Source organism: Microbulbifer maximicatervae (SeqCode) (assembly GCF_056232625.1).
Genome location: NZ_CP174324.1, coordinates 1,357,344 through 1,377,360, shown reverse-complemented (window position 1 = coordinate 1,377,360; position 20,017 = coordinate 1,357,344). Strand labels below are relative to the sequence as shown.

Sequence of the window (20,017 nt, the reverse complement as noted above, 5' to 3'; positions counted from 1 at the left end):
GCCCTATATTCTCCATCGTTCAATAGATAGCGGATCTCTGCCTCGATTAATCCGGGATCATTATTTTTGATGATGTTCGAATTATTTCTCTTTAGTAACAAGTAGCACACACTCTCTCCACCCTGACGCCCAAATCCAAAACAAACATCCCGTTGATTTCGCAAATGATATGTTATAACGTTTCATTATCGATGGGAAGATGAACAGCTTAGGTGATGGAGTTTCTATGCAAGCAACGAAGCTACCAATGGAGTGTGAAAATCTGAATGAGATCCGCCAAGGTATCGATTCCATTGATCGCGAGATCATCAGGCTGTTGCAGCGGCGTATGGGGTATGTTTTGTCAGCAGCCCAGTTCAAGCCGGATGAAACGAGTATTCCTGCTCCAGACCGGGTTGCGGAGATGTTGATTGACCGCCGTCGTTGGGCTGAGAAAGAACAACTTTCCGCAGATTATATAGAGCAGCTTTTTACCGGGATTATTCACTGGTTTATCAATCAGCAAAAGCTGCATTGGCGCGCTGAGCGCGGCTTGCCAGTTGAGGAAGGTGTATGAAGGGCCGCTCTAAATATGCTGGCCTGGAAGCCTGTTTGCAGGAAGCCAAGTCCAGGGTAAGCCAGGGACCGCCAGAGGTTCTGGCATCTTTTTCATCTCCATGTCATAGACGCAACCCAATAGGGTTGTTTGCCTCCGGCTATCAGCATGAAAGGCTCGCGTCTCTGTGGGGTGTGCCCTCTAGAGATGAATATGCTGTGACCTTTGGCTCTGCCTGTGAATTTAGTTGTGCCCCAGGGGAATCTTGGTCTGAAATCCAAGCCAATTGGCAAAAATTGATGTCCTCCGCTGTGGTAAGCGGGGGGCATCGGCCGGTTTTGTGTGGTGGGTTTGCTTTTGATAGCCAAAAAGATTCCTCATCCTTGTGGCAAGACTTTCCCGCAGGGGCGCTTACGTTGCCTGAGTTGGCCCTTTGCTGTGAAGGGGATCGCAGTTATCTGGTAATGAATTTTATCGTTACCGATCAAACAGAATGCAATCAGGCTGCGGAGCGGCTGAAGGCGTGGTGGCAGCATATTTTGTCTCGTAGCTCTGACTTTTCTGCGAATGACAATTTGTTTTCGGTGGAGTCTGATTTTAGCCAAAATTATGCAGGCCAAATGGCTTGGCAGCAGCGTGTAGTAGGCGCGGTCGAATCAATCAAGCGCAACGAATTTCAAAAAGTAGTTCTCGCTCGTTCTGAATCACTGAGCGCGGATTGCTGCCCGGGAAGTATTCTCGGATATTTACAAGAATCTTACCCCGATGCCTATTTATTTGCCTTTTCCCGCGGAAAAAGTTGCTTTCTTGGGGCTTCGCCTGAGCGCTTAGCGGCTGGTAAAGACGGGCGTATTAGCACAGTTGCTTTGGCCGGTAGCGCACCTCGGGGAAAAGACCCGGCAACTGATTATAGATTGGGGATATCTCTGCTTGACAGCGATAAGGACCGATTTGAACACGACCTGGTTGTCCAACATCTCCTTTCTATTTTGCGCAAATACTGCCACAGCGTAGCGGAACCAGAACCGCCCCAACTCTGTAAATTAAAGCAAATTCAGCATTTGCTGACGCCTCTAGAGGGATTGGTGAAAGAAGGCGCAAATCTGTTGGATATCTTATCGGATTTACACCCCAGTGCTGCGGTGGGAGGCCTGCCGAGGAAAAAAGCACTGAAGTATATCCGTGAAAATGAAGACCTGGATCGCGGTTGGTATGCCGGACCTGTTGGTTGGCTCAATGCCGAGGGGGAAGGGGAGTTTGCTGTTGCGCTGCGTTCTGCACTTATTACTCCGGGCAAGGTAACACTATTTGCCGGTTGTGGCCTGGTTGAGGCTTCCCTTCCTACCCACGAGTATCGTGAAAGTTGTATCAAAATGCGTGTTATCCGAGACGCAATAAGGAGCGTATCTCTTGTCGCCGAAGCCGCAGAATAAATCAGAGCCAATCAGTCCGGCCAGTTTGTTAAAGGATTTAGTTTGTCAGGCTATTGATGCCGATATTAATGGCATTCATCCGCAGGCTGACTTAATTGCACTGGGGCTCAACTCAGTACAAATCATGAAGATAGCTGGTCAATTAAGGCAGAAAAAGATCAAAGTAAAATTTGCTGATCTTATTGCAGTGCCTCAATTGGAAGTCTGGCTTTCTCTACCTCAGTTGGCTACTGGAACTGAAGAAAGTACCAGTGAACATTTGTCTGTGCCAGGAGCCTTTGATGAAGGCACTCCCTTTGATTTGGCACCGATGCAACATGCCTATTGGATTGGACGAGACCCGAATCAATATTTAGGGGGCGTTGCCGCACATTTTTATCATGAGTTTGATGGCCAGGATGTAGTACCTGATCGATTGGAACAGGCTGTGCGCTCCCTATTCGAGCGGCATGGGATGCTGCGTGTTCAAATCCTCGATGATGGTCGACAGCAGATTCCCGTAGAAGTGAGCTGGCCCGGTTTAAAGGTTCATGATTTCAGGCATCAGGCTGCCGCAGAAGCGGAGCAGAGTCTTATCGCTGTTAGGGAGCAACTCTCCCATCGGCAGCTGGATATATCGCAGGGCGAGGTTTTTGATGTACAGCTCTCATTGTTACCTGCGGAATTAAAAGCTGGCGGCACACGCCTACATATTAATCTGGATATGGTAGCTGCAGATGCCTTTAGTCTGCGTGTGTTACTGAATGACTTGGCCAAGCTCTACCTGGAGCCAGAGCAGTCTCTGGTTCCGCTTAATTACAGTTATCCGCGCTACCAGGCTGACCGCAGCGCTCTTCACTCAAAGGAAGAGCGCCGAGCTGAGAAGCAGCAGGCCAAAGAACACTGGCAGGATCGCCTGACAGATTTGCCCGGCGCCCCTCAGTTGCCAACCGCGATAGGTACTGAGTCTAAAGACACTCGTCGAGTTGTTCGGCGTCACTATAGCTTGTCTGCTGACCAGAAAAACCAGCTAGCGGAACTTGCGAGCCGTCACGGAATTACTTTGTCCATGACCCTGGCAGCGGCGCTTGCCGAAGTGCTTACGGTCTATAGCGAAGAGTCAGACTTCCTGCTGAATCTCCCCCTGTTCGACCGGGAATCCCTGCACCGGGATGTCAACTCCCTGGTAGGAGACTTTACTTCTTCGATCTTGCTTGCCTGGCAGGGCAGCCAGAGTGGGACCTTCGTTGAGCGTGCACAGCGTTTACAACATAACTTCCGTCAGGATGTAGTGCACGGGAGTTATTCCGGCGTAGAGGTGCTGCGTGACCTCAGCAGGCAACAGGGACAAACGGTGTTTGCGCCGGTCGTCTTTACCAGTGCGCTTGGGCTGGGTGAATTATTTGGCGAGTCAGTTCGCAGTGCCTTTGGAGATGTCAATTGGATTATCTCCCAAGGGCCACAAGTGTGGCTGGACGTACAGGTTATGGAGCTCAAAGGCGGCCTGTCTGTAAACTGGGATGCGCGGGAAGCTGCTTTTGCTCCCGGCGTTCTGGATGGCATGTTTGCGGCCTTTACGCAGTTACTGGAATGCCTGATCGGTAGCCCGGAATTCTGGGCCCAGCCGATACCATCGCTGCTGCCAGCGGAACAAAAGCAGCAGCGCCAGCAGGTAAATTCCACAGCCAAGCCATACCAGCCTCACCAATTACACGAACATTTTTTTAGCAATGCCAAAAACTGCCCAGAAGCAGTGGCTCTCTATTGGAGCGGTGATCAAATCAGTTACGGGGAGTTGGCCCACAGTGCTTTGGCGATGGCCGCGTATTTACAGCTTCAAGGTGTTGAGCCCGGTGATTTGGTCGGTATTTTATTACCCAAGGGACCGGAGCAGATTATTGCAGCCTTGGGGGTATTAGCGGCAGGAGCGGCTTATCTGCCGCTGGGTATAGACCAGCCACAGTTGCGTAGAGAGCGCGTGATAAAGCTTGCCGGAGCCAAGCTGGTTATAGATAACTTGTCTGTGCTCTCTGGTGTTGCGCCTTTATCCCAGCCTGTTGTGGGAGAGGCAAAAGATCTCGCCTATACCATTTTTACCTCTGGCTCTACCGGTGAACCCAAGGGCGTCGAAATTAGTCACGGGAGTGCCTGGAACACAATAGCGGACATTAACACGCGCTTTTCGGTTAACGAAAATGATCGAGTGCTCGCCGTATCAGCATTGGATTTCGACCTTTCCGTTTACGATATTTTTGGGCTCTTGTCCGCCGGCGGTGCATTGGTATTGGTTGAAGAGGAATCCCGGCGGGATGCTGAGCGCTGGCATCAGCTGGTGTGCCAGCATGGCGTTACTGTGTGGAATACGGTGCCGGCGCTTTTGGATATGCTGCTGACCACGGGTGGTAATACCCCAGCTGGCGAGCTGCGCCTGATATTAAATTCTGGCGACTGGATCAGCCTCGACCTGCCGGAACGCTTAAAACGAGTTAACCCGGATTGCCGCTTTATCGCTTTGGGTGGCGCCACTGAAGCTTCTATCTGGTCGAACAATTTTGAGGTCAAAGAAGTCGATCCCTCTTGGCGATCTATTCCCTATGGTTACCCCTTAGCCAACCAGCAATTCAGAGTGGTGGATGCCCTGGGGCGCGATTGCCCTGACTGGGTGACAGGGGAGTTGTGGATCGGTGGTGCTGGCGTTGCTTTAGGGTATCGCGGTGCTCCCGGTATCACCGCAGCCCGTTTTGTGACAGACGAAGGGGAGCGCTGGTACCGCACCGGAGACTTGGGCCGTTACTGGCCGAACGGGTGCCTGGAGTTTTTGGGCCGCGCCGATAACCAAGTCAAGGTGCGTGGACACCGCATTGAACTCGGCGAGATTGAAGCGGCACTGACCGCACACAAAGGGATTGCGCAAGCGGTTGCACTGCTGACTCAGCGAGGTGTGGTTGCGGTTGTCGTTCTGGAATCCAAGTTATCGCAAGGGAATATAAATCCAGAAAAGTGCTTTGTCGATTTGCAGCAGTTGCAGGAACCCTTGAACGACCTGCGTGAATTCCTGACCGAACGATTGACCAGCGCCATGCTGCCCAGTGAGCTTTGCTGTCTCGCTGAAATACCTCTTACCGCCAATGGCAAAATTGATCGCGGCGGTTTACAGCAGTTTGCCGATGAATCTATAGCGCAACACCAGGCAAAGCAGAACCCACCGCAAGGCAAGTTAGAGCAGCAGGTCGCTGCCGCCTGGAGTAAATTCCTCGATGTTGCTGATATCGCCCGGGACGACAACTTCTTCGCACTCGGTGGAGACTCCCTGTTAGCAACCCGTGTTGTGCGAGATCTGCGTGAGTCTGGCTTTGAAGGTGTCACACTGTCGGAATTGTTTAGCCAGCCAAGCCTGGCCGCCTTTGCTGCGACATTAGCTCAAGACCCTGCTGAGAATCCAGAGCAGAATAACAGCGCTACCGAAATTGCTACTACGCCTTGGCAATCGGATACGTCCACTCGCCACGAGCTTTTTGAACCTACTGAGGTTCAACGGGCCTATTGGCTGGGAAGGGACCCAGAATTTGTTTTGGGTGGCATTGGTTGTCATTTTTATCGCGAATATGACGTTGTTGATCTCGATCTGGAGCGTTTGGAATCTGCGCTAAACGCCATGATTGCCCGGCATGAGATGCTGCGGGCTGTATTCGATAGCGAAGGTCGACAGCGCATCCTTGCGGATGTGCCGAGATTTTCCATCAATGTTACAGAGATAGACAGTGATCCGACTTCTGCTTTAGCGCAACTGCGACAGGAATATGCGGAGCAGGTGTTTGAGCCAAGCCGATGGCCGCTGTTTGATGTCCGTGCGGTACGCTGTGGCCGCAATACCCGATTGGCCATCGGTTTGGATAACTTGATTCTCGACGCTTTCAGTATTCTGCTGTTTTATCGTGAGTTAAATATTCTCTACCAGAGCCCTGATACTGATCTACCTGCAATCGATCTATCTTTCCGCGACTATGTGCGCAATGTATTGCCGCAAACTACTGCGGTATTTGATAGTGATCTTGAAGAAGGTCCCCTGGCTGCCGCAAAAACATTTTGGCAGCACAAATTATCAGAGCTACCCCCCGCGCCCCAATTACCCATTGTTCGGGAGCCGGCATCCATTGAACGGCCGCATTTCGTGCGTCATCAACAGCATATCGACAAGAGTACCTGGCAAAGCCTGGTTGCACGTGCTGCTGAACAGGGAATCACGCCTTCGAGTCTGCTTCTAACCGCATTTGCCGAAGTGCTTAGCCGCTGGAGCAGTCGCCCTGATTTGAGCCTGAACCTTACCTTATTCGACCGCCGTGAGGTTCACCCGGATATTTATCGGGTAATGGGCGACTTTACCTCTTTGACCCTGGTGGGTTACCGGCCAGAAGCCAGCGACAGTTGGTTGGCAAGAGCGCGAAAAATACAAGGGGAAGTTGGTGCGGCTCTGGAGCACCGTGATATTTCCAGTGTCAGCTTGATGCGGGAGTTAGCTCGCCGGCAGAGCGACGCGGACGCCACAATGCCTGTGGTATTCACCAGCGCCCTGGGTATTCCCGGTGGTACAGCGGCTCCCGAAAATGGGCCTCTGCGAGAACCCATCTGGGCTTTGACACAGACACCGCAAGTCTGGCTGGATCACCAGGTGGTCGAGGTAGAGGACGGTGTTTATTTAAATTGGGATGTGGTCGAAGCACTGTTCCCCGAGGGAATGTGCGCAGAGATGTTCCAAGCCTATATCGGCTTGCTCCAATGGGCGGGTGACGCTGAATGGGATTCCACACCACCTGATTTATTACCCAAGTCTCAACGGGAATTGAGAACCCAGCTTGAAAAGCGTACCGCAATTGACCCAACTGATAATTTGTCGAAGCGATTTTTCCAGCAAGCAAAAGCGAATCCCGACAATATCGCCTTATATTGGGGGGACGATAATTCCCTGGGCTATGGCGTTCTGGCAGAGCGTGCTTTGCGCATTGCTGCCTGGTTATTGGAAAGCCAGGTTTCATCTGCCGAGGTAGTGGCCGTTAACCTGACGAAAGGACCCGACCAGATTGCCGCTGTTTTGGGGGTGCTCGCAGCGGGAGCTGCTTATTTACCTGTCGGTATCGATCAACCGCAGGCAAGGCGCGAGTCAATGTTGCGCCGTGCCGATGTAAAAGTGGTACTCGACCAAAGTGCAATTCAACAGGCCGAACAGTTCGCTCCTATAGATGAGCCTATTGCAACAGAAGCTGAGCAACTGGCTTATATCATTTTCACTTCCGGCTCCACAGGTGAACCCAAGGGCGTCGAGATCAGTCATGGTGCCGCCTGGAATACCATTGCGGATATCAACGAACGTTTCTCTGTTGATGAAAATGATCGTGTACTGGCCATTTCAGCCCTGGATTTTGACCTCTCTGTTTACGATATTTTCGGACTGCTATCGGTCGGTGGTGCGCTGGTATTGATTGAAGAAGAGGACCGACGGGATGCCGAGCGCTGGCATCAATGGGTATGTCACTACGGCATCACCATCTGGAATACGGTACCGGCACTACTGGATATGTTACTCACTGTCGGTGCCGGTACACCGCCTGGCAATTTGCGTTTGGTATTAAATTCCGGCGATTGGATTGGCCTGGATTTACCCCAGCGATTAAAACAAGTACAGCCCGAATGCCGTTTTATCGCACTGGGTGGCGCCACTGAAGCTTCTATTTGGTCTAACAGTTTTGAAGTAGAAGAAGTTGACCCAAGCTGGCATTCGATTCCCTATGGATACCCACTGGCCAACCAGCAATTTAGGGTGGTGGATACCCAAGGGCGCGATTGCCCTGACTGGGTTACAGGTGAACTGTGGATTGGCGGTGATGGAGTCGCCATGGGCTATCGCGCAGCACCAGAGTTAACCGAAACGCGCTTTGTCACAGTCAATGGTGAGCGCTGGTATCGCACAGGGGATCTTGGGCGCTATTGGTCGAATGGCTGCCTGGAATTTTTGGGACGTGCCGATAGCCAGGTCAAAGTGCGTGGCCATCGTATTGAGTTGGGTGAAATCGAAAGCGTACTTACTCGCCAAGTGTTTGTGCAGCAGGCCCTGGTGCTGGCTAATGCACAAAAGTTGGTTGCTACCGTTGTGCTCGGGCCCCAGTGCCCAACAGATTTTAATACTGACGACCTACGGGAATACCTTCGCTCCCAGCTGCCTTCTTATATGGTCCCGGATTTCGTTGTGACTTTGCCGGAAATGCCCCTGAGTGCAAATGGCAAAGTGGATCGCGCTTTGGTTTTAAAGCAAGTAAATGCAGCAGAAAAACCGGAAAAACAAAAAGCCCCTGAACTGGTAACAGACAACGAACGCTTGGTGGCGCAGATTTGGCAGGAGCTTCTCAGCTTGCCAAAGATTAACCGCGATCAAAGTTTCTTCGAACTCGGTGGCGATAGTTTATTGGCGACACGCTTTATTGACCGCCTAAAACAGCAGCACCGTTTGCTCCTTCCCCTCAGACGTTTATTTGCCTCTCCGAGACTGGCAGATGTTGCCGGTGCCCTAAGCACAATGGAACCGCCAGTGGATATTGATGCGGATATGGTGGAAGAGGGCGTGATATGAATTTGATAAGTAAATTATTTTTCAGCGATTGGACGGAGTTTTAACCCCATGACGGCTATGGAACTGATCGACGAACTACAAGGGCTTGGGGTTGAACTTTGGACCGAGTCTGAACAATTGCGTTTCCGCGCAGCCAAAGGCCTGCTGACCGAGCAGCACAAGCAAAGGTTACGGGAGCATAAGTTACAAATTATTGAAATATTAAACGCTGCTCAATCAGGCGCTGGCAATGACTCTGGTTTGGGGGTGGTGGTCGAGGCCGACACAGAAAATCGGCATGAGCCTTTCCCTTTAACCGATGTACAGACTGCCTATTTGTTGGGGCGGCAAAATGCATTTGGCTATGGTGGCGTTGCCTGTCACGGTTACCTGGAGCTGGAATATCCCGGATTAAACCCAAAAGGTTTGCAGGAAGCCTGGAACCAGCTGATTGAGCGTCACCCTATGTTGAGGGCGGTTATTGAGCAGGAGGGATATCAGCGGGTCCTCCAGGAAGTGCCGCACTACCAGATGATCAGTCAGGACCTCACCGGCATGGATGAGGAAGCCCTGGAGCTCGCCCTTAAATCGGTGAGAGATGAACTGGACCACCGTGTGTACACCATTGGTGAGTGGCCGATGTTCGAGCTGCGCCATACCCGCACGGATAAAGGACATATCGTACATTTCTCTATGGATGCACTGATCGCAGACTGGGCCAGTGCGGGCATACTGTTCAGCGAGCTTGATACTCTGCTAGCGAATCCCGGTGCCTCCCTACCTGCACTGGAAATTGATTTTCGCGATTACCTACTGGCCGAACGGAGTCTACTGGACAGCCAAGGCTACCAAAACGATCGTCGCTATTGGTTGGACCGCCTCGATCAACTGCCGGCAGCACCTGAGCTACCGGTATTGCCGCCAGCCTCAGAAGCGGAATCTGTGCGCTTTAATCGCCATCACTACCGCCTGGATATTACCCATTGGCAGAAACTGAAGCAGCGAGCTGGTGCTGCTGGACTGACCGCATCAGTTGCCGTACTGGCTGCCTACGCCGCGGTATTGCAGCGTTGGAGTCGTCAGCCACGCTTCAGCCTGAGTCTTACATTATTGAATCGATTGCCCTTACACCCTCAGGTTAACCAGCTGATTGGTGATTTTACTTCGGTCAGTGTGTTGGCGATTGGTGATTCCAATGGAAAAACCTTTCGCGATTGGGCGGCAGGCATTGGCGAACAGTTGTTCAGTGATATTGATCACCGCTTGTTCTCCGGTGTGGAAGTACTGCGGGAAATGTCACGTGCGCGAGGACCCGAGGCCGCATTGATGCCGGTGGTATTTACCAGTGCTATTGGTCTGGGAGATACCGAAAAACCCGCTAGCGGTAGAAAGTCCGGCAGGGGAATTACCCAGACACCGCAAGTCACCCTGGATTGCCAGGTAAGGGACGATGCCGATGGTCTGGAAATTAACTGGGACGTGCGCCAGGGTGTTTTTCCATCGGGCCTGGTGGAGGATATGTTCGCGGTCTTTACCGGCTTATTGAATGAGCTTGCCGCTGGCGGCGACGGGCAATGGCTTAGTAAATCTCCAGTTTCTTTACCCGAGTGGCAGCAACAGGAGAGGCATCAGGTCAATCAAACCGATGGACCAGTTCCTTCAGAGTTATTGCACCAGGGCGTATTTGCCCAGGCTGCGGCAACACCGGAAGCTACTGCCATTATTGATAGCAATGGCAGTGTGAGTTATGGGGATCTAGCGAAAAAAGCGGCGGGTATCGCCAAATCGCTGAGAAAAGAAGGTTTCCAGCTGGGTGGTCGCGTAGCCATTGCAATGCCCAAAGGGCGAGAGCAGATAGCGGCGACCCTCGGTGTGCTCCTGGCTGGTGGTATCTATTTGCCACTGGACGCGGCACAACCGGAAATACGCCTCAATAAATTGTTGCTCAGTGCAGAGGCGGAATATGTCCTGACACTCAGTGACCTCGCCAACCAAATTAAGTGGCCGTCAGAAGTGCAGGTGATCAGTGTCGATAGCCTAGCTCCTGAAACTGAAATTCCGGTGGCCAGCAACGGCGACCCGGAGCAGCTCGCTTACGTTATCTATACGTCCGGTTCTACCGGCGATCCCAAAGGGGTGATGATTAATCATCGGGCCGCTTTGAATACGGTGCTGGATATTAATCGCCGTTTCGAGGTGGGCTCGAGCGATCGTATCTTGGGTTTGGCTCAACTCAGTTTTGATTTGTCGGTCTACGATATTTTCGGCCCCTTGGCAGTGGGTGCGACTTTGGTATTGACCGATCCGGCCCGTGGCGCAGACCCTTCGCACTGGGCGGAGGTCATGGATGAGCACCGGGTGACATTGTGGAACTCTGTTCCTGCGCAGTTACAAATGCTGGCTACCTATTTGGATACAGAACCTCGTCCATTGTCTGATTGGCGATTGGCAATGCTGTCGGGAGACTGGATTCCGGTTACTTTACCGGAACATATCCGGCGCCATGTGCCAGCACTCGACCTGATCGGTATGGGTGGGGCTACAGAAGCTGCGATTTGGTCCAATTATCACCGTATTGATCGGGTCGACTCTGCTTGGACCAGTATTCCCTATGGCGTGCCGCTGACGAACCAGGGCTTCAGGGTATTGGATAGCCAATTGCGCGATGCCCCTGTGTGGGTAGCGGGTGAGCTGATGATTACTGGCCTCGGATTGGCCGATGGTTACCTCGGTGATGCGGCCCTCTCTGAACAGAAATTCTTCTATCACCCGACGGATGGCCAGCGCCTTTACCGCACTGGTGACTTGGGCCGCTATTTACCCGGTGGTGAACTCGAATTCCTGGGCCGTGAAGACGGACAGGTAAAAATTCGCGGACACCGTATTGAGCTGGGAGAAGTGGAGTCTGCATTGCTGGCCCACCCCGCAGTGTCAACAGCGGCGACGGTGATTGAAAAGAAAGAGGGAGACTCGCGAGCGGATTTAAATCTGTTGGGTTTTGTGGAAAGCCGTCGCTTAGATGATGCAGAACCGGCGACTATTGATCCCGAGCTGGTGAATTCAGTGCGTCAGTTTGCGCACTATCAGGCTGGTGAGCCAGAAGCTGTCAGTGTCGGCGATTATGTGCAGGCACTTGAAAATGCATCCCTGTTATCGATGCTTCACGGTCTGGTGGAATTAGGGGCGTTTACAAATTGTGGGCAGGGATATAGTTCAGAAGAAGTTCTCTCCTTAGCCAAAGTACATGAAAAGCATCACTGGTTAGTGCGTCGTTGGTTGGACCTTCTCGTTAACGCAAAGCTGCTCAGCTTATCCACTGCCAGCTCCAGTACTGAGGAAAAATACATGCGAACCCAAGAAGTTGATGCTTCCGCAGTTGATGCTGTGTGGAAGCGAGTTGAGCAGGGGATTGAAAGCGGCTTTTGTAATCGGGAATTCCTGCAATATCACCGGGATCATATCGAGTTATTACCGCAGTTATTAGCGAATCAACAAAACCCATTTGAGTTGTTGTTCCCCCAGGGCGACCAGCAAGTGGCTTTGGCTCTCTATCGAGATGATCTTATCGCCCGCTATAACAATGCCTCCGCTGCCGCATTAATTAACCGTATTGCCGCCCAGAGCGATAGAGGGTTAAGGGTTCTTGAGCTGGGTGCGGGCACAGGGGCTACCAGCGCTTCTGTTATTCCTATGTTGGATGGATATGACGTCGATTATCTATTCACTGACATGACCGCATTTTTCCTGACTGAGGCTCGCCGCCAATTTAAAGAGTGGCCTTGGGTGCGCTTTGGATTAATGGATCTCAATACCGACTATCGCGCCCAGGGTTTGGCTCCTAATAGCGCAGATGTAATTTTATGTGCAGGTATGCTCAACAGCACCCGAGATCCAGAGGCGGCTATTGCCAGTGTTGTGGAGTTACTTGCACCCGGAGGCTGGTTAATCCTGACTGAGCCAACGGTGGATCACGCCCATATCTTACTCACCCAGGGCTTTATGATGGACCCGGCGGGTGATGATCGCGCTTGTGGTGCGACCAAGTTCCTTTCTATCGGGAAATGGCAGTCGCTGTTGAAAGCCAATGGAGCCGGACAGATTCTTTCCCTGCCTGAAGATGACCATCCTTTGTCTGCTTTCGGCATGAATCTACTGGCCGCGCAGATGAAAACTGACAGACAGGATTTGAGTGCCAGGACACTGTGGGACTTTTTAGCGAATCGGTTGCCCGCACATATGGTGCCCGCACATTTGCAAGTTCTCGATCAGCTACCGCTCACCGCCAATGGCAAGATCGATCGCAAAAAGCTGGCTGGTTGGCGTCCAGCAACGGGGGATACGCAAGAGGCTGCGAACTCAGAGCAAATGGACCCACTGGAAACTGCTCTGTGCAAACTCTGGGCGAATGCATTGGGTCTCGATAATGTCGGCCGCCAGGATAGCTTTTTCGATCTGGGTGGTGATTCGCTGATTATGGCGCGGGTTGCAGGGCGATTGCTGGAAGAAATTCCGGAAGCGAAACCTTTCACTTACGACGCCTTGTTGCGCCACATGCTCAACGGACCAACGGTTGCTGCATTGGCCAGAGCCCTGAGAGTTGAGCCGGATGCTGTTGCCGAGGGGCAGGAAGATACTGAGGGCGACACTTTGGTTGCCACTACCCGAGAGGGCAGCAATTCCTTGATGGTTCCTTTCAGTCATATAGGCGAGGGTAAAGGGGCATCTAAAGAAGGGGCGCCGGTACGGATTATGTTCCATGCAGCCCTGGGTACCCTGGATTATTTCCAGCACTTGGGCAAAGCGCTTGCGGCTCAAGATCTGGGTCCAGTATTTGGGATTGCGGTAGCGAATACGGAAGAGTATTTGTCGATCGATGCAAAAGAATTAATCGAGCGCACCGCCGACGATTACGCCCAGCGAATCATCGACGAGGGCTACCAGCGCTGCCAGTTAATTGGTTACTGCCTGGGCGGCCTGCTGGCGACGGAAGTTTCGCGCAGACTGCTGGAGCGCGGTGTCGATGTGATTGACCTAAGCCTGATCGACAGTATCCCAATGTTTGTGGATACCGATGAAGAGCTGGCTTTCGAAGCGATTTTTGCCCCCAACCTAAATCTCGACCCGGTAAAAGCGGTATTTGGTGAGCATATCGAGAGCGAGGATATTTCCCGCGCGATCGAGACCTTAATGCAGAAACACAGCGGTCGTGTTCCTGCCGGTGCAATGGCAGAACTCGACGGTGATGCCGGGCTTAAAGCGGTAGCGGAAGCCGTGCGGCAACGCTCTCAACTCACCCAGGAACAGCGCCTGGCCGATTATACCGAGTTGGCCTCTGCCCAGGCGGGTGTGCCGGTTGAAGCCGCGATGATACCGGGGCTTTTCCGGGTGTGCCGACACAGTATGCGCGCTGCCTGTTTTGATCTGCCTCCCTATATTGGCGATATGACCTACTTGCGCTGCCAGGAAGAGCAATCCTTCGGTGTCACTGCCGGCGTAGGGCATATGGCTGCGCCTTATTGGCAGGATGTTTGTCTGGGTGATTTTGAATTAATCGATGTACCGGGCAATCACTTCAGCGTGATGGAGCCGCCGCAGGTTGCCACTGTCGTTGAGCATTTGGCAAAACCATTACAGCGCGGTAAAGCGGGCGAATAGATGGCTGAGCACATTTTGCCAAATTCTAACTTGCGAAAGCACAACCTACGGGAACTGATGCGTCCATTTCGTAGCCTCGTGTGGCTGGGGGTGGTGCTCGGTGCCTGTGGTGCGCTCACTTCACTGATTCCTTTTATCGGTATCGTTGAGCTGGCTCGCCTATTCCTGGCGCCCGATATCAGTGATATCGCCGATGCGATTATTCCCGTTGTATTCGCGATAGTTGCTGGGCTGGCGATGGGTTGGATCTGCACCGTGATCGGTTTGTGGTTAACCCATATTGCGGACCAGCGTATGCAGGCGGAACTGCGACGTGCCCTGGTGCGAAAATTGGGGCAGGTGCCTCTGGGTTGGTACAGCGAGCACACTTCCGGTGCGGTCCGCAAGGCCGTGCAAGATGATCTCGATGATCTCCACCATATGGTTGCGCACCATCAGGTGGAGTTGGCCGCTGCGTTTGCACTGCCGCTGGCGGGCTTGGGCTATTTATTCTGGCTCGACTGGCGCTTGGCCCTGTTAGCGGTAGTTACCCTGCCAATTTACCTGGTGTCCTACGCCTGGATGATGCGTGGTTTCGGGGAAAAAATGCAGCAGCTGGATAAGGACTTTGGCCGGGTCAGTGCTGCGATTGTTGAATTTGTCCACGGTATTGCGGTGGTCAAGGTTTTCTCTCAAACCGGTCGCGCCCACAGGAATTACCAACAGGCCGTGGAAGATTTTAGTCGCCGTTATACAAGCTGGGTTACACCGCTTGTGCGTCTGGAGGCAGTCACCTCTCTGGCCCTATCGGTGCCGGTCATCATGTTGGTGAGTCTGGGAGGGGGCGCCTGGTTGGTAGTGAATACAGGCATTCAGCCAATCGATGTTCTTGCAACCACACTGATCGCGGTAATGATTCCTCAGACCATCCTGACTTTGAGCCAGGGATTAACCGCCCAACAAAAAGCCAAAGCAGCCGCAGCCAGGATTGACCAACTATTGGAGGTTGCGCCCTTGGCTGTGACTTCTGAACCCAAAGAGCCCAAAGATGCAGGGTTACTGTTTAAGCAAGTCAGTTTTGCCTATGCCGAGGATCGGCCGGTAGTAAGCGATATTACTTTGCGCTGTCGCCCCGGTTCGATCACAGCTTTGGTGGGGAGTTCCGGTGCCGGGAAATCCACCCTGGCCAAGTTGGTTCCCCGTTTTTATGACGTGACCCAAGGTGCTGTACTTCTGGGAGACGTCGATGTCCGTGATATAGATCCGGACAATTTATATCGACATGTTGGCTTTGTACTTCAAGAGACTCAGCTATTGGGTGGCACTGTGGCAGATAACCTGCGCCTTGGGCGCCCGGGTGCCAGTGACCAGGAGTTGGTAGATGCAGCGCGCAGTGCCTGCATCCATGAAAAAATTTTAAGTTTCCCCCAAGGTTACCAGGCGGTTATTGGCAAGGATGCCTTTTTTTCTGGTGGAGAAGCACAGCGTTTAAGTATCGCGCGCACGCTTTTAGCAGATGCCCCTGTGTTGATTTTGGATGAGGCCACAGCTCACGCCGATCCGGAGTCTGAAGCCCAGATTCAACAGGCATTATCTTGTTTGGTGCGTAATCGCACTGTGCTGGTGATTGCCCATAAGCTGCACACCATCGCCGGCGTTGACCAGATTGCGGTCCTGGACAGTGGCCGCCTGGTTGAATGCGGAACTCATCGACAACTGTTGGCAGAGGGCAAGCACTACGCGGAATTATGGCGTTTGTACAACAGTGCTGAACAAAACGAAGAAGCAATGAATGGTGGGGCTCAGGTTATCAGCGGGGTCTCATCATGATTCGTAGTTTGCTTGCCATTCTCGGACCCGCGCATCGCCGTGAAGTTGGCACTTATACAGTATGGCTTCTCGCCTATGGCGTGTTGCAGGGAATCGCGGTGACGCTTCTGGTACCTCTGCTCAGCGCACTGTTGGCATCTGAGATGGAGGCGGTTGGGTATTGGTTGCTTTCCCTGTTATCGGTAGTTGTGATTGCTTGTATTGCCCGTTACCAGCAAACCGTAAAAGGGGCTGCACTGGCCATCCTGGTATTGAAAACCCTGCACAATCGCTTGGGTGAACACCTCTCTCAACTTCCCCTCGGTTGGTTCAGTGCAGAAAAAGTCGGTCGTTTGTCCCGCAGCGCAACCGGGGGCACCTTGATGGTGACTAACGTTTTTGCCCACCTGTTGCCCCCTGTTGTCAGCGGTGTTGTCACTCCGCTGACAGTGGGGGTGGCAATGTTGTGGTTTGACTGGCGACTGGGGCTGACCGCTTTGTTGTTTGTGCCCTTGATTTATGTCGGCCATCGTTGGTCCTCCCAGTGGATCGGCGCCATGGAAACGGAAGTGGATGCTGCTGGTGCTCGCGCCAGCAACCGGGTAGTGGAGTTTGCGCGCAACCAGGCGGTAATGAGGGCATTTGGTAAAAACGTCAGTGGTTATCTCCCACTGGAAGAGGCGATTGCCGGGCAAAGCAGAGCGGCGGGTTCCATGTTGCAGCAGACCTTCCCCCGCTTGTTTGCCGGTGGATTTATGGTGCAACTCGCCTTTGCCGCAGTGATTGCCGTGGGTGTTTGGCTCACGCTCAATCAACAACTTCCCCCTATTGAATTGGTGGCTTTGCTAGCTTTAGCGGCCCGATTTACCGGTCCTCTGGCGGAACTCGCCGGGCGCAGTGGTCTGCTGCGCATGGCCGGTAATGATTTGCACAGACTGGCCGCTATCTTTTTTGAGCAGTCGCTACCTGAGCCATCCAGATCTCAGCCTTTTACCGAGCAGGGTGGGTTGGTTGAATTTTCAAATGTGAATTTTAGCTACGAGTCGGGGCAACCGGTATTGAAGGATCTTTCCTTTAGGGTTTCTCCGGGTACCACTACAGCGATAGTCGGTGCATCAGGCTCGGGTAAAACCACCATCACCCGTTTGTTATTGCGTTTTTTTGATACCGACCAGGGCCAGGTAAAAGTGGGCGGGGTGGATGTGCGGCAACTGCGCACAGAAGACCTGATGCGGCAGATCTCTATCGTTATGCAGGATGTGTATCTGCTCAGCGACACCCTGGAAGCGAATATTCGCTTGAGCTGTCCCGAAGCCAGTCAGGAAGAACTGGAACGTGTGGCGAAACTGGCTGGCGTGGATGAGATTATCGAGCGTTTGCCCCAGGGATGGCAGACGCAGGTAGGTGAGGGGGGCGCTGCACTTTCTGGTGGCGAACGCCAGCGGGTTTCTATCGCCCGTGCCCTATTAAAAGCTGCACCTATTGTTGTGTTGGATGAAGCAACAGCAGCACTCGATCCGCGCAATGAAAAGTACCTGAACAGTTCCCTGCAGCAATTAAAACAAGGGTCCACTGTCATTGTGATCGCCCATCAATTATCCACCATTATGAACGCGGATCAAATAATCGTACTTGAAGAAGGTGCGGTGGCTGAAGTTGGCAATCACCGCAAGTTGTTATCACAGCAGGGGCTGTATGCACATTTTTGGCACCAGCGCAGCCGTGCTACTGGCTGGCGTTTGGTTGAGTCCGATACGGAGGTAAGCCTATGACAATTGCGATTTTAGGTGGTTATGGCGATGTGGGCGCAGCGGTTACCGGTTATTTACAGTCCCTCGAGTTGGGTGCTATGCGTATTGGTGGTCGCAATGCACATAAACAGCCGCTATCCAGTGATTCGGTAATTTCTTATCAGACGGTGGACTACCTGGATGCAGCCTCACTGGATCAGTTTGTATCTGGCTGTGAGGTTCTGATCAATTGTGCAGGACCTTCACATTTAATTGGCGACAGGGTTGCCAAAGCTGCGGCACAAGTGGGAGCAGCCTATATCGATGTTGCTGGCGATGAAGCCCTCTATGAGCAACTCGATGGATCCTATTACCAGAGCTATGGTCTGACCGCAGTTTTATCTGCTGGATTACAGCCGGGGCTCAGTAGTCTGCTACCACGCTGGCTGGCAGAGCAGGAGTTTTCACAGGTAGAGAGCCTGATCAGCTATTTCGGCTTGCGCGATCGATTTACCGATGTCGCCGCCGATGATTATTTGCAAGGTGCCAATGAACAGCACAATAAACCCTTGGCAGCCTGGCGCAATGGACGCCGGGTGAGTGGAATATTGAAACGCCGTTCCGATGTCGAGCTGCCCTTTTTTCCTGAATCTACCACTGTGCTTCCGTATTTAAATAGCGAGGGCGAGCGCCTGGCTCAGGATTTATCCCTCTCTGATGGTGATTGGTATAACGCGGTTAGCGGCTCTTATATTTTATCCGCCTTTAATACTGCCCATGGTTTTAGCCGCGATAAAGCGCGTGCAGCCCTGTGTCGGGCCAGTGAACTGGATCTGGCGGGGCGCGATCCCTATGTGCTGATGCTTTTGCAACTTATCGGTAAATACAACGAGCAAGAGCGCACTCGCACAGCCGCGTTGCGGGGCACTGGCAATGCAGATCTAACAGCAGCGGTAGCCGCAGTCACCACTATGGCTGTACTTCGCGATGAAATCCCAGCGGGTTGTCACTACTGCGCCCAAGTATTGCCGCCGGCATTGGCGATGGAGCGTATGTCGAAGATTGGGGCATTGAGTTTTTTAACCACCCTGGAAACAAGTATTGAAGATATGGTGTGCCTTGAGGAGGGAGCCATTTGAAAAACCTAACACCTCCACCCGCCGATGCCGCCCATGAGGCTGGGCTGGCAGCTTTACCCGCTGAGCTTGCTACAGACAGTGGTTTGGCAAAACTGCCGGCTGCAATGCAGAGGCTTGAGTTCATCAGCCTGCGGGCGATTATGGAGTTATTTTCCTCCAGCGGAGCGCTGACTCCAGAGAGTGTTGGGCGCGGCAGTGAGGAAATTATTAATACGCTAGGTGCGGCCTGCCGACACCACTGGTTGGTTCGCCGCTGGCTGGTGGCCTTGGTTGAGCGAGAGTTTTTGAAGCTCAGTAATGGTTACTACTCCTGGGAGCAAATTCCCAAGAGTGCAGCTGGGGCAGATAAATTACCGGAGGCCTACGATGCGTTGGGATTTCCCCCGGAAATGGCCGAGTCACATCAAAAGCTCCTGAGGCATTTGTCTGCATTGGTGCGGGATCAAGTCTCCATTAATCAACTGCTGTTTGAGAATGGAGAAATACTAACGGCACTGGCCGCCTACCAGAACAACTGGTTTACGACTTATCTCAATAATGCGGCGGCAAGCATTGTAAAACAGGCTGTTAAACCTGGCCCTATGTTAAGGGTGCTCGAATTAGGCGGCGGCGCGGGTCTAACCACTGCTGCAATTTTAGATACTCTGGCTGGCAGGCCGATTAATTATCGCTTTACTGATATATCGCCTCTATTCACCACCGCTGCCCAGAAGAAATTCCGCAATCACATCGGTTTGCGTTGCAGCCTGCTCGATATCAATGCGGATTTCACCGCGCAGTCAATCCCAGCAGCCAGCACCGACATTGTTGTGGCTGGCAATGTTTTGCACAACGCCGCTCATATTGGCCAGACCTTACAGCGTATTCGTCGTTCTCTGGTCACCGGTGGTTGGTTGCTGTTTAGTGAGTCCACTCGGGAAAACCACGCCATGTTAACGGCTATGCAGTTTCTGCTTTCCCCTGCTGAATCCGGGACTCTTTTGGGCAGTGAAGATCGGCGAGGGGGCTCGGATCAGGTATTTATCGATAGCGCAGCCTGGCAGGAAGAGCTGGTTAGCGCTGGCTTTGAGATTAAGTACTTCCTGGCACCCTCGACATCGCCGCTATCAGTAGCCGGCCAAACCTTATTTGTTGCAAGGGCTGTTTAAGGGACTGTG

General features: G+C 52.7%; 8 protein-coding genes. All 8 read left to right on the top strand.

Annotation, left to right across the window (positions count from 1 at the left end):
* The first annotated feature begins 226 nt into the window (after window positions 1–226).
* The 8 genes from ACJJI6_RS05950 to ACJJI6_RS05915 are packed head-to-tail and all read left to right on the top strand — an operon-like array spanning window position 227 to window position 20,008.
* Window positions 227–556, top strand: a complete 330-nt coding sequence (locus ACJJI6_RS05950; RefSeq protein WP_413662063.1) for an isochorismate lyase — start codon at window positions 227–229, stop codon at window positions 554–556.
* Complete coding sequence (locus ACJJI6_RS05945; protein WP_475712802.1) at window positions 553–1,968, top strand: isochorismate synthase; 1,416 nt, start codon at window positions 553–555, stop codon at window positions 1,966–1,968. The genes ACJJI6_RS05950 and ACJJI6_RS05945 overlap by 4 nt, the downstream gene beginning before the upstream one ends.
* The gene (locus tag ACJJI6_RS05940; protein ID WP_475712801.1) at window positions 1,946–8,569 is read left to right on the top strand and encodes a non-ribosomal peptide synthetase; all 6,624 of its coding nucleotides are present in this window, start codon (window positions 1,946–1,948) and stop codon (window positions 8,567–8,569) included. The genes ACJJI6_RS05945 and ACJJI6_RS05940 overlap by 23 nt, the downstream gene beginning before the upstream one ends.
* Before the next feature lie 48 nt (window positions 8,570–8,617).
* Window positions 8,618–14,203, top strand: coding sequence for a non-ribosomal peptide synthetase (locus ACJJI6_RS05935; protein WP_475712800.1), 5,586 nt, complete (start codon window positions 8,618–8,620; stop codon window positions 14,201–14,203).
* Entirely contained in the window at window positions 14,204–16,012 is a 1,809-nt protein-coding gene (locus ACJJI6_RS05930; RefSeq protein WP_475712799.1) for an ABC transporter ATP-binding protein, read from the top strand. It abuts the gene before it with no gap.
* The gene (locus tag ACJJI6_RS05925) at window positions 16,009–17,763 is read left to right on the top strand and encodes an ABC transporter ATP-binding protein (protein WP_475712798.1); all 1,755 of its coding nucleotides are present in this window, start codon (window positions 16,009–16,011) and stop codon (window positions 17,761–17,763) included. The genes ACJJI6_RS05930 and ACJJI6_RS05925 overlap by 4 nt, the downstream gene beginning before the upstream one ends.
* Entirely contained in the window at window positions 17,760–18,860 is a 1,101-nt protein-coding gene (locus tag ACJJI6_RS05920; protein WP_475712797.1) for a saccharopine dehydrogenase NADP-binding domain-containing protein, read from the top strand. Before ACJJI6_RS05925 ends, ACJJI6_RS05920 begins: the two co-directional genes overlap by 4 nt.
* On the top strand, window positions 18,857–20,008 hold the full coding sequence (locus ACJJI6_RS05915) for a class I SAM-dependent methyltransferase (RefSeq protein WP_475712796.1): 1,152 nt from the start codon (window positions 18,857–18,859) through the stop codon (window positions 20,006–20,008). Before ACJJI6_RS05920 ends, ACJJI6_RS05915 begins: the two co-directional genes overlap by 4 nt.
* The last annotated feature ends 9 nt before the right edge of the window (window positions 20,009–20,017 follow it).